The organism is Arthrobacter sulfonylureivorans, assembly GCF_047607445.1.
Lineage (GTDB): Bacteria > Actinomycetota > Actinomycetes > Actinomycetales > Micrococcaceae > Crystallibacter > Crystallibacter sulfonylureivorans_A.
The window spans coordinates 66,757-78,275 of sequence record NZ_JBLKRT010000019.1 but is presented as its reverse complement, the minus strand read 5'-3'; the positions used below and the strand labels follow the sequence as shown (position 1 = coordinate 78,275).

The window sequence follows — 11,519 nt, the reverse complement described above, 5'->3', positions numbered from 1 at the left end:
CGCTGCGGATGCCTTCGGTGATGGTGACCGGCCGGCAGAGCACCCCGCCACTGACGAACGTGGAGTAGGCGTTGGCCATTTGCAGCGGTGAAATCTCGTAGGCCCCGAGGGCCAGCGAGGCCTCCTTGCCGTGCAGTTTTTTGGTGGGGATGGTGGTGATGCCCAGCTTCTCGGCGAGCTCGGCCACTTCCTTCACGCCGGTCCGCTCGATCAGCCGAATGAAGTAAACATTCACCGATGCGCGGACGGCCTGGTAGGCATCGATGTTGCCGTAGTTCTTGTTGCCGTAGTTGTGGAAACCGCCCGGCGGGTTGTCCAGACGGGAGTAGTAGGGGCCGTTGGCCAGCAGCTTCGTCCGTGGCGAGATTCCCTGCGACAGAGCCGTGGCCAGCACAATCGGCTTCATCGCGGACCCCACCTGGAAGGGGCTGTCGGCGAAGACCACTTCGGTCTTGCCCTTGCCCTCGCCCCACGCACGGTTCTGCACCACTGCGGCAATATGCCCGGTGCCGGGTTCCACGACGGCGGTGCCCAGCGCCACGCGGTTCTTGTTGCCCATCGCCTTGCTCACCGCTTTTTGTGCCGCGGCCATCGCCTTGCGGTCCATCGCCGTGGTCAGGGTCATCCCGCCGCGGGAGAGCCGGTCGGCGCGTTCTTCCTGGGTCTTGCCGAAGGCCGGATCGGAGAGGATTTCGTCCCGGACCAGATCACAGTAGAACGGGTAGTCGGAGTCGGCGCAGCCGGACGGCATGGAGCCCGGGTCCAGGCCCAGACCGCTCTGGCGTGCCGCTGCGGCTTCGTCCGGAGTGATTGCCCCGCGGCCCTCCATCACGTTCAGCACGGTGTTGCGGCGGGCAAGCGCCCGGTCCGGATATGTCATCGGATCGTAGTAAACCGGCCCCTTGAGCAGCCCGACGAGCAACGCAGACTGCGCCAGATTGAGTTTGTCCGCCGTCGTATTGAAGTAGATCCGGGCCGCGGCCTGTACTCCGTACGCGCGGTGGCCGAAGTAGACGGCGTTGATGTACATGTTCAGGATCTGGTCCTTGCTCAGCCGGTTCTCCAGCTGCACGGCGTACTTGGCCTCGCGGATCTTGGCGTTGTAGGTCTCACCCACCGCCACGGACTGCTCGGTTTCGTCCCGTGCGTTGTTGACCAGGATGTTCTGCACCAGTTGCTGGGTGATCGTGGAGCCGCCCTGGCGCTCGCCGCCCACGGAGTTGGTCACCATGGCCCGGGTGACACCCATCGGGTCCACGCCATGGTGTTCGTAAAACCGGGAATCCTCGGTGGACAGCAGCGTGTCCAGAAATGTTGCCGAGACGTGGTCCAGGGGAACATCGATCCGGTTCTCGCTGTAGAAGCGGGCGAACTCCTTGCCGTCCTTGTCCAACAGGACCGTGTGCTGCGGCAAGGCGGTGTCCAGCGGCAAGTCGGCCGGCAGTTCCTCCCACAGATCCAGGACGGAATCGGTGGCTGCCGAGAAGGCGATGGCTCCCGGAGCGACCAGGGAGCCGGCGCTGAGTGCCACCACGGCGACCGCGCCGGTCCAGGCCGCAACACGGGCTGCGGTGCCGTGCCGGCGCTCCGCCGGGGCGGGTGCCATCAGGTCGTCCAGACCTAGCGTGTCTTTCCGGCGCCGCCACCATGGTTTCCGTCTGCTGCGCGATGGAGCGGCATCCCGGTCGGCCGGCGCCGGCAGTCGCCCGCCAGCAGCGGCCGCTGCGTCCCGACTGGCGTCGTCGCTCCCCGGATCGCCAATTGTTTCGTCCACCTGCGGTCCTCCGTCCCCCTAAGCAGGTCGCGGACGTCCCCCAACGTCACCGTTCCCAACCTGCCGACGAATTACCTCCGGGAAGCCGCTTGGTGTATGCCGCCGCAACCAGAGAGGTGGTCTTAGCGTACGGCTTAATAGCCCCGCCGCAACCCCTTTTACGGACGGTTTGCGATCGCTACAGAAATGTGACGGAAGTTAACTTCTGTGACTGATGTGAAAGCGCCTCTGGGGTCGAAAAACATTGACAGGGGCGCTGCCCGGTACTAAGGGCGGCACCCCTGCCTGCGAGGGTTGGTCCGGGCTAGCGCGGTCCCACCGGTCGAAGCGATTGGGCCTCGCGGTAGGCCTTGACGGTGGCCAGCTGGTCCCACACGGTGACCACCCAGATGAGCACGACGGCGGCGCCCTGGTACCAGCCCGGCTCGCCTCCGGAACCCGCGAACAGAGCAGGGTCGAGCACATCCTGGCTGAGGAAGGCAGCGGTCAAGAAGGCGGCGAAGGCCACGTCTGCCACCATCATGGTGGCGAGCATCGCCGTCGACCATCGCCCGGAGGCCAACCGCCAGATTTCGATCAGTGCGAACGCTGCCAGAAAGCCAAGGTAGGCCGGAATCCAACCGTCCCAGAGAGCCGGATTCAGGAACCCTCCGCCACCGTTGAGGTGGCCCACGTAGAAGAAGGATGTCGGAAGGAACGGCACCAGCGCCATGACCGCCAGGATCACCAAGGATGCGATCGGCTCCGGACGCGCGATCTCCCGGACGGGCGGCTCGCGGAGCAGGTCATCGACGCTCCATCCGGACCGGGTGGCGGGTGCTGCCAGCTGGGCCTTGTCCTTCTCTGACAAGAGTCGCTCGGCCAAGGCCAGCAAGACGGTGACGACGGCAACCGCGAGGAGAACCGCAAGGATGCTGTTGCCGACCATCGTGCCGATCATGCCACCGACTGCCGGCTCCGGAGTGGCCAGGACATAGACCAGGGCGTTCACCGCCAGCGCCGACACCGCCACAATCGGCAGCAGCCAGGCTGTCAGCCGGGTGAAGACTGGAAAGAGTTCCGGGCCGATCAGGTACCGCGGTGATTCGCTGTAGCGCAGCGCTAAGCGTGAGGGATCGCCAAGTTCCTCAAGGGCCGCCCGCTCGGCCGCTTCGGCTGCGGCAGGCGACGGGTATTCGTCCGCGGCCAGCCGGGCGTCGGCCATGTCCGACAAGGTGGCGGTGATTTCGCGGGCAATGTCTGCCCGGTTGTTCTCGGGCAGGCGGCGCACCACCTGTGCGACGTACTTTTCGGTCAGCGAGCTCATGCGGAATCTTCCTTCCACAGCGTGGTCAGGCTTCGGGTAAGGGTGTCCCATTCGCCGCGTAGTGAATCAGCCATTTGGCTGCCGAGGTCGGTCAGCGTGTAGTACTTGCGCGGCCTAACCTCGTCGGTGTTCCACTCGGCTCTGAGGAGGCCTTGCTTCTCCAAGCGCCGCAGCAGCGGGTAGAGGGTATTCGCTTCGATCTGGAACCCGGCGTCGGCAAGGGTGCTCAGAAGCGCGTACCCGTAACGCGGTGTCCGGCAGGCAGTCAAGCTTGCCAGGACGATGGTGCCGCGCCGCAGTTCCTGTTCATGCGTGGCAAGAGTAGCGGCGGCATCGGAATCCATGCGTCACACCATAGTGTGTGACGCACACTATTTCAACAGGTCTACCCGTACTCATCCTGTCTGGTGGGCTCACTCCGGAAGGGGTCTGTTGGTTTCCGGATACCGGCACAAAAACCCCGCCGGCCTCAACGGCGGCGGGGCAAGCGGTCGGCGGTGTGCCCGCTAGACCCGCTGGTGGAGGGAGACCGTTCCTTCGGCCGTCACTTCAATGGGTTGTGCAACCCCCTGAAGGTAGACCAGGAACGACTCTCCGTCCTTGCTCCCGCGGAAAGCAGCGAGGGCGCCCACGTACTCATCGCCGTTGGCAGTAGTCACCGAAACGACCCGGCCAATAGCGGTCGGCTTCAACGTCTTGGCTGGGTTGGCCACTTTTACCTCCTGTACCCGCGGACTTTTATGGACCAAGGCTACGCCCGCCGGGTCCGGACCAGCGTGCGCCCGAGGTTCCGGCACCTGGCAGTCGCTTCACGGCGCAGCGGCACTTCCCGGGCGGCATGCGGCCAGAAGCCTTGCGCCGGCCAGTGGTGGAATCGGCCAGCTGGCGAACGCTCGGCTGGCCAAGGTCAGAGTGGTGCAAGTTAGTCGCGGGTGGATCAGTTCACAGGTCTGCAATGAGAGCGTGCAGGGCTTGCAGATGCCGCTGCAGGGCAGCGCGTCCTGTTTCGGTGAGGCTCAGCCAAGTGCGCGGCCGTTTGCCAACGTATCCCTTCCTCACGTCCACATAGCTGGCTGCCTCAAGGATTGAGACCTGTTTGCTGAGGACGGGGTCGGTCACCTCGATGGCGTCGCGCACGGTGCCAAATTCGGCATCGTCAACCTTGGCCAAAGCGGCGGCAATGCTCAGCCGGACGGGGAGGCTCAAGTATTCGTCGAGCAGCAGCCTGGGGTGTGTCGAGGCACTATCGGTGTTCATCGGCTGTTCCGGGTGAGGCCGGTGGCCAGCAAGGGCAGTCCCGTCAGCGCGGCATAGGGAATCCAGAACCAGGCAGGCCGCGCTTCCGCAGAATCCAGCAAGGCCACGCCGACGGCGAAGAAGCCGACGCTGAGCGCAAATCCGGCCGAATAGCGCTTGGACCAGCCGAGACTGGAAGCGCGCCGCCGGCGACCGTATCCCATGCATGTGCCGACAACGCCGGCGACGAAGACCACTGTGGTGGTGATATCCAGCCACAGAATTTCCTGTGGGTAGATGTAGACAACCACCAGCAGGTACAGCGATATCAGAGCCGCCATGGCACAGGCGTAGCGACCCCCGGCCAGGTCCGCGAAGCGTGAGATGCGTTCTCCCCCGCTCCCGCCGGATTCGGCTGCCTGAAGTTGCTCATACAGGCTGTGGCGCGGTTCGTCGGACGGAATGCCGGTCATGGAGGCTCCTTGTGGCCTGGTGGCGGGTACGGTGGTGGCTCGCTATGCCCACCTTATCGAAACTACTTTCCTTAAGGCAAGTAGTTTCTCAGTGCGGAAAAGCCGGGATGCCCGCGGCCAAGCTCAAAGCTTCAGTCATTCCCCTCGTCGGCGATAGTTATGGTTCCGGCGGCGCCGTCCACTCTGATGGTCTGACCGGTAACCAGCCGCATGGTGGCGTCCGGGACGCCCACCACGGCCGGGATGCCGTATTCGCGGGCCACCACCGCCCCGTGCGAAATGATCCCGCCCATCTCCATGACCAATGCCCCGGCGGTCAGGAACAGCGGCGTCCAGCCGGGGTCCGTCGACGGCGCCACCAGGATTTCGCCCGGCTCCAAATGCGCGCCGACCGGGTCAAGGATCACCCGGGCTTTGCCGGTGACGGTGCCGGCCGAGGCCGGGCTGCCGGAGAGCACCGGCCCCGGCTCTCCGCCGGCCGCCGGCGCTCCGGATGCGCGGGCCGCCGCGGCCTCCACATCCGTGCCGTCGGATAGCAACAGCCGTGGAATGAGCCGGCGGCGCAGCTCCCGCTCGTAGACCCGGCGGCGGTCGGCCACCAGCTGGTGCAGATCCACCCCACGCAGCCCCACCCGCACCTCGTCCGGCTGGAGGAAAAAGATGTCGCCGGTTTCGGCAATCCGGGCGGAGCTGGCAAGCTCGGCACCTACGGTGGCCAGCTGCCGCCGCAGGGCCGCCAGGATGACGACCAGGTAGAACTTCGGTTGTTCCCGCAGCCCGCACAGCTGCCGGGCCCGCCGCAGCGCCAACCGAACGATCGCCGCCCGCAGTCGGCCGTGCAGGGCAGCCCTGGCCACTAAGTCCGCGGCCTTTTCCTCGGCCTGCGCGGCGGCGCGCGCGAACTGCACGTCCGGTGCCTGCTGCGGATCGGTGACACGCAGGTAGTTGGCGATGACGCCCAGGAGATGGGCCGGGTCTTCGCCCCAGCGGGGCATGCCCAGGTCGATTTCCGCGACCGCCCGGTGGCCAAAGCGCGTCAGAAACGCGCCGAGCTTTTCCTGCAGGACCGGCGGAAGAGCGCCCGCGGCGTACCGGCGGGACAGCTCGTCCGCGGGCTCCGTGGCCAAGACCTGCGCGGCGGCTGGATCTGCGCGCACTTCGGAGGCCAGCTGCCACAGTTGCAGGTCCATCTCCGTGGTGACGTTGTTGGGCAACCCACGCAGCACTGTCTGCAGTTCTCCAGGAGCGGCTATTCCGCGCAGCAGCCAACTGGCCACACCGAGCAGCGCGAAGCCGGTGCCAGGGACCGGGATGATCTGCGGCACGACGCTCGAGAAGGCCCCGCCCATGATCCGCTCCACATAGTCCATCCGCTGAACGGCAGTAGCGGGCTCGCCACATTCCAGCAGCTTATCCAGCTCTTCTGCAAAGCTCCGCACACCTCGAAGCGCCGCCTCGGGACGCCAGACGGCCTCGGCCAGCCGGGGTACCAGCTGGATCAGCAGCTTGACGCCGTTGGCGGCAAATAGGTTGGGAGACCGGGAGCCCAGGACCACGGAGAACCTTGGATCTTCATAGAGGGTGCGGAGCAGCTCTGCGGACCGAGCCTCCGCCACCCGGAACATCCTGAGCATGGTCCGCCGGCCACTTTTGCTGCGGACCACCGGGGTCAGATCGACGTAGGGGCGCATGCCGGCCGCGCGCATCTGCCAGCCGCTGTCGTTGGCGCTGCTCAGGTGCTGCAACAGGGCCAACCCCATGGGCGTGATCGGCCTGACGAGTCCCTGGGCGAGGCTGGCGCACAAAAACACGCGGGTTCCCGCGGCCGGGTCGATGTCCTCGGGCACTGGGTACAACGTGGTGATCGGCCGTGACTGCGTCAGCCAGATCTTTCCCGCCGCGTCCGCCGCCCACTCGACGTCCTGCGGAGCGCCGAACACGTCCTCGGCAACGGCGCCCAGCGCGGCCAGCTCACGCAGCTGCGCGTCCGTCACACCGGATTTCCCGGGAGCCGGTCCCTGCCCCACCTCCGGCTGGTTCCCGGGCCGGCGCTCCAGCACTCGGCCGCTTGCCGTGTCCAGCACAAAATGGTCGGGGTTTACGGAGCCGGACACCACCGCATCCCCGAGCCCCCGGGCGGCGTCGACCACGGCCTGCCCGCGGGTGCCGGTTACCGGGTCCGCGGTGAACAGGACACCGGCTGCCTCGGCCTGCACCATCCGTTGGACGACGACGGCGATGCCCACCTCGTGCGGGCCGATCCCGTTCGCGGCACGGTAGGCCACCGCCCGGTCCGTCCACAGTGACGCCCAGCAGCGGCGGACCGCATCCAGCAATGCATCCATACCGGCCACATTCAAGAAGGTGTCCTGCTGGCCCGCGAAACTGGCTTCGGGCAGGTCTTCTGCCGTCGCGGAGGACCGGACGGCCACCGGTTCATCGTCGCCCAGCTCCGCATAGGCGGCACGGAGCGCATCTGCCACAGACATTGGAATCGCAGTATCCAGAATGAGAGTGCGTACCCTTGCGGCGGCCTCGAACAGGTCCGGGGTCGCCTCCGGGCGCATGGCGTCGAGCGCGGCGGAAAGCCCTTCCAGATCCTCAGCCACCGCCCGGGAGGCCGCCGTCGTCAGGCAGAATCCGCCGGGCACCGGCAGCCCGGCGGCAGCGAGAATGCCAAGATTCAGCCCCTTGCCGCCGACAGCCGGCAGCAACCCTGGCCCAACCTCGGCCAGATCGATGACGAAACGCTTCTGGCCGTCCTCCGGCCTGTTCGAGCCCGCCGAATCCATGTTGCCCCCCGGTCTCTGCCGTGCCAATGGTGGCTGGTGCCGACTGTATGCCCGCCGCCCTGGGAACTCAATGTGCCGATGCCCGTCCGGCTCTCAGCGCATGAAAGGCATGACCTGGAAGGTCACGAGGATGTACACCAGCACCCCGAATCCTGGCCCCTCGGGCTGCAATCGGTGGAGCGTGCCGTTAGCTGTTGACAGCTGAATCACAGGTTGGTCACAGCTTCTAGCAACAGCCCGCACCAATGATGGGTGCAGGCGCCGCTATACCCATTCCGGCACCGCTGCCGCGCAGGTACTATTCGAGACAGGCCGCAGGAGAACGGCTGTTGGTTTCGCAGCCGGGCCATGTCCTACCCGTTTTACGACGACCTGTGAGAGAAACAGCCGATGCGGAATGTCAAAGTACCGCCCTTCCCGGCGACGGCTCCGCAGCTGCCCTCGACCGAGCCACCCCAAACGGGGTGGTCCTGGGCGGGCGCCGACACCGGCGGATCTGCGGCTGAACCCGGCGGAGCACAGCGTCGCGGACGTGGACCGCACCGGCCCGGCCTGCTGAAATCCTGGCCGCTGCGCCGCAAACTTCTGCTGGCCACGCTGACCCTCCTGGCCATCATGTCCGCCACGGTGGGTGTTGTCGGGTATGGGGTCATGAGTGTTTATCTGACCAGTCAGTTGGACCAGCAGCTCGAGGAAGCTTCGAACCGGGCCATCCGCTTCGGGATGATATTTCGCGGAGCGCCCGAGGCAGACTCCCGGGACATGATGAACATTCCCGCACAGGGAGCCGGCACCCTTAACGCCCGGATCCGCGATGGTGAGGTCAGACGCGCGGCGCTGCTCACCGCAGACGGGCGAAGGCAGAACCTGCCTGCGCGGGATATCGCGATCCTCACCACTTTGGCGGTCAATGAGCCGGCGACTAACCGCACGCTCTCCGTCGGCGAGTACCGTCTGGTTGCGGACAGAGACCCTGAAGACGGGAGCACCATCATCACCGGACTGCCCCTGGCGGGCAAGGAGAACATCCTGGCCTCCCTGACGGCCACAACCCTGATTGTGTCCGGTGCAGGGCTGATCGCCACGGGGCTGCTGGGCATGGTCATCATTCGGCGGACGCTGCGACCTTTGGAGGATTTGTCCGCCGTCGCCACCCAAGTCTCGGAGCTCCCGCTGGATAAGGGCGAAGTTGCCCTGGCCGTACGTGTTCCCCCGGACGCAGCCCTTCCGGTGACGGAAGTGGGCCGGGTGGGTCAGGCCTTCAACCTCATGTTGGACAATGTCGGCAGCGCCCTTGCGGCACGCCAACAGAGCGAAACCAACGTACGGCAGTTTGTGGCCGACGCCAGCCACGAGCTCCGGACACCGCTGGCCTCGATCCGGGGCTACTCCGAGCTGCTCCGGCTCACCGAGACGCTCAGCCCGGACGGCCGGCTGGCCTTGGAAAGAGTCGAGTCCGAGTCCAGACGGATGACGTCCCTGGTCGAGGACCTGCTGCTGCTGGCACGACTGGATGAGGGCCATCCGCCGAGGGAAAGCGAGGTCGATCTGACCCAGCTCGTGATCGAATCCGTCAGCGACGCCCAGGTCACCGCGCCCGCCCATTCCTGGCGACTGGAACTGCCCGACATGCCGGTGACCGTGCGGGGGGACGAGGGCCAGCTCCGGCAGACGCTCATCAACCTGCTGACGAACGCGCACCGGCACACCGACCCCGGAACCGCAGTGGTCACCTCACTGTCCCAGGATCCGGGCGGTGGAGCGGTCGTCACCGTCGCCGACAACGGACCCGGCATCGCGCCCGATTTCGTCGACCGGATCTTTGCGCGCTTTACCAGGGCGGATGCGTCCCGCTCGGGCGGAACGCACGGACTGGGTCTGTCGATTGCTGCGGCGATTGTGGCTGCGCACGGTGGTCACATTGGTGTGCGCAGCAGCCCGGGCGACACCGAATTCACCATCCGCCTTCCCGGTCCCGAACCGGGTCCCCGGTCCACAATCCTGCCGGATACCCCCTGACCAGGGCGGCGCTCCAGACATCCGGAACCTCGACGGTGAAAGGGCATGCACATGAACGAGAACCCCACACACTCTTTTGCGGACAGCCTTCCCCGGCTGCGGCATCCGGATGGAATGCCGATACGCGCACTGGTCGTGGATGATGAAGCAAGTCTCGCCGAGTTAGTCAGCATGGGCCTGCGGATGGTCGGCTGGGACGTGTCCGTAGCGTCCGACGGCGACACCGCGATCCGCCTCGCCCGGGAACGCCGCCCCGATGTCCTGGTGCTCGATGTCATGATGCCCGGTATCGACGGAGTCGAGGCGCTCGGCCGGATCCGTGCCTTCGCGCCAGACGTGCCCGCGCTTTTCCTCACCGCCAGGGATGCGGTGCCTGACCGTATTGCAGGTCTGGCCGCCGGAGCTGACGACTACGTCACGAAGCCGTTCAGCCTGGAGGAGGTGATGCTCCGGCTGCACCGGCTCGTCCAGCGCTCTGGCGCAGCCGCGGCGGATAGCTCGACGCTGGTGGTCGGAGATCTGAGCATGAATCTGGATACCCGAGAAGTCATCCGCGCCGGGGAGGACCTCCAGCTCACCACAACGCAGTTCGAACTGCTCCGGTTCCTCATGGAGAATCCCCGCCGCGTGGTGAGCAAGGCGCAGATTCTGAACCGGGTCTGGGACTACGATTTCGGCGGGCAGGCCAACGTGGTGGAACTGTACATTTCCTACCTCCGCAAAAAGATCGACGTCGACCGTGCCCCGATGATCCACACCGTCCGCGGTGCTGGCTATGTCATCAAACCGGCAAACTGACTCCGGTCTCGATCTCATGGCTGCCGACCGCACCTACGAGGACCTGCGGACAAAGCAAGCCACAGACCTCTCACAGCCAGCTCATAGTCAGACTGCCTACGGTCGACATCAGCAGGTCGGAAACAGTCCGTGACCGACGCCGATTTGATGGGGAGAGGGGCAAACCGTGGCAAACGATGATGTTCTCGAAACAGCTACTGTCACGACTTTGGTGATCCGTGTCTGGCATGAAGCGATCGACGACGGCTTTCGTGCCCGAATGATCGCCACTTCACGGCGGGGCAAGAATTCGGTGATTGTGGCGACATCAGATCCCGGACGTGTCTTAAGCGAGGCCGCTGAATGGCTCTCTGGCTTTCAACCAGAGGCAACTGCAGCTGCCTTTCTATCGGGTGAAGCCAGTGCAGGCACGTCCTAGTCGGACTGCTTGCGGAGCAGCGCCCAAGCTTGGAAGCCGCCGATAAGGTCGGTCGCCCGGGGCAGCCCCAACAGTTGCAAGGTGTGTGCGGCGAGGCTGGAGCTGTAGCCCTCGTTGCAGACGACGACGATCCGCCGCGCGGGGTCGCCAGCGATCGGAAGCCGGTGGGGGCTGGAAGGATCGAGCCGCCACTCGAGCACGTTCCGGTCAATGACGACCGCACCCGGAAGTTCACCGTCGCGGTCCCGCTGATCGACCGGCCGTGTGTCAACAACAAGAGCGCCCGCTGCCATCTCCCGCTCAAGATCCGAAGCATGAACGCGCTCAAGTCCGATGCGGCTCTCAAGCAGTAATTGGTCGATCGTCAGAGTCCCGGACAAATCGCTGGGATCTGCACTTCGTTGGCCGGTCGCGGCATCGTCGTCGTTGGAGATGTGACGCTGCTTCACCGTTTGCCTCGCTTTGCCCGCTGGGTCGGTCGGTCGTTCCGCTCTGAAGCCACATGATGAGCGACTTTGGGCTTCAATATCAAGGGCCTAGAACGATCCAGGTCTTCGGGAGATGCTATCGAAACGCCAGATGGGCACCATCTGTGAGCCTATTCCGCCGGCGTTGCCGTCCTGTTCCATAGCTTTTTCACAGTTTGGCCACAGTAGGTTCTTATGGTCCGGCCTGACAGTGGAGGTGATGCAGGCAACCCTGC

The 11,519-nt window shown here is 65.5% G+C and carries 11 protein-coding genes; 3 read left to right on the top strand and 8 right to left on the bottom strand.

Annotation, left to right across the window (positions count from 1 at the left end):
• From ACMX2H_RS10890 to ACMX2H_RS10860, 7 genes are all read right to left on the bottom strand, one after another.
• Positions 1–1,774, bottom strand: a 1,774-nt coding sequence (locus tag ACMX2H_RS10890) for a transglycosylase domain-containing protein (RefSeq protein WP_414960507.1), incomplete at its 3' end; no start/stop codon positions are given.
• A gap of 304 nt (positions 1,775–2,078) precedes the next feature.
• Positions 2,079–3,080, bottom strand: coding sequence for an HAAS signaling domain-containing protein (locus tag ACMX2H_RS10885; protein ID WP_414960506.1), 1,002 nt, complete (start codon positions 3,078–3,080; stop codon positions 2,079–2,081).
• Positions 3,077–3,424 (bottom strand): PadR family transcriptional regulator, encoded by a 348-nt coding sequence (locus ACMX2H_RS10880; protein ID WP_414960505.1) that lies wholly within the window; start codon positions 3,422–3,424, stop codon positions 3,077–3,079. The genes ACMX2H_RS10885 and ACMX2H_RS10880 overlap by 4 nt, the downstream gene beginning before the upstream one ends.
• Positions 3,425–3,586: 162 nt before the next feature.
• A complete protein-coding gene (locus ACMX2H_RS10875; protein ID WP_414960504.1) occupies positions 3,587–3,793 on the bottom strand; it encodes a hypothetical protein in 207 nt (68 codons plus the stop codon).
• Between the two features lie 229 nt (positions 3,794–4,022).
• On the bottom strand, positions 4,023–4,337 hold the full coding sequence (locus ACMX2H_RS10870; protein WP_414960503.1) for a winged helix-turn-helix domain-containing protein: 315 nt from the start codon (positions 4,335–4,337) through the stop codon (positions 4,023–4,025).
• Entirely contained in the window at positions 4,334–4,789 is a 456-nt protein-coding gene (locus ACMX2H_RS10865) for a hypothetical protein (RefSeq protein WP_414960502.1), read from the bottom strand. The genes ACMX2H_RS10870 and ACMX2H_RS10865 overlap by 4 nt, the downstream gene beginning before the upstream one ends.
• A gap of 131 nt (positions 4,790–4,920) precedes the next feature.
• The gene (locus tag ACMX2H_RS10860) at positions 4,921–7,581 is read right to left on the bottom strand and encodes a PEP/pyruvate-binding domain-containing protein (protein WP_414960501.1); all 2,661 of its coding nucleotides are present in this window, start codon (positions 7,579–7,581) and stop codon (positions 4,921–4,923) included.
• 390 nt (positions 7,582–7,971) lie between these two features.
• Between ACMX2H_RS10860 and ACMX2H_RS10855 the strand changes: the two genes are divergently transcribed.
• From ACMX2H_RS10855 to ACMX2H_RS10845, 3 genes are all read left to right on the top strand, one after another.
• Positions 7,972–9,600: a sensor histidine kinase gene (locus ACMX2H_RS10855; protein WP_414960500.1), complete on the top strand. Its 1,629-nt coding sequence runs from the start codon at positions 7,972–7,974 to the stop codon at positions 9,598–9,600.
• A gap of 51 nt (positions 9,601–9,651) precedes the next feature.
• Positions 9,652–10,398 carry a response regulator transcription factor gene (locus ACMX2H_RS10850; protein ID WP_414960499.1) on the top strand — a complete coding sequence of 249 codons (747 nt, stop codon included), beginning with the start codon at positions 9,652–9,654 and terminating at the stop codon, positions 10,396–10,398.
• 166 nt (positions 10,399–10,564) lie between these two features.
• Positions 10,565–10,816: a hypothetical protein gene (locus ACMX2H_RS10845; protein ID WP_414960498.1), complete on the top strand. Its 252-nt coding sequence runs from the start codon at positions 10,565–10,567 to the stop codon at positions 10,814–10,816.
• Here the strand turns inward: ACMX2H_RS10845 and ACMX2H_RS10840 are convergent.
• Complete coding sequence (locus ACMX2H_RS10840; protein ID WP_414960497.1) at positions 10,813–11,265, bottom strand: rhodanese-like domain-containing protein; 453 nt, start codon at positions 11,263–11,265, stop codon at positions 10,813–10,815. The genes ACMX2H_RS10845 and ACMX2H_RS10840 overlap by 4 nt on opposite strands.
• Between the last annotated feature and the right edge of the window lie 254 nt (positions 11,266–11,519).

Coding starts and splice junctions, on each gene's coding strand:
- ACMX2H_RS10855 (WP_414960500.1), top strand. CDS start 7,972: ATGCGGAATGTCAAAGTACCGCCCTTCCCGGCGACGGCTCCGCAGCTG.
- ACMX2H_RS10870 (WP_414960503.1), bottom strand. CDS start 4,337: ATGAACACCGATAGTGCCTCGACACACCCCAGGCTGCTGCTCGACGAA.
- ACMX2H_RS10860 (WP_414960501.1), bottom strand. CDS start 7,581: ATGGATTCGGCGGGCTCGAACAGGCCGGAGGACGGCCAGAAGCGTTTC.
- ACMX2H_RS10865 (WP_414960502.1), bottom strand. CDS start 4,789: ATGACCGGCATTCCGTCCGACGAACCGCGCCACAGCCTGTATGAGCAA.
- ACMX2H_RS10885 (WP_414960506.1), bottom strand. CDS start 3,080: ATGAGCTCGCTGACCGAAAAGTACGTCGCACAGGTGGTGCGCCGCCTG.
- ACMX2H_RS10850 (WP_414960499.1), top strand. CDS start 9,652: ATGAACGAGAACCCCACACACTCTTTTGCGGACAGCCTTCCCCGGCTG.
- ACMX2H_RS10880 (WP_414960505.1), bottom strand. CDS start 3,424: ATGGATTCCGATGCCGCCGCTACTCTTGCCACGCATGAACAGGAACTG.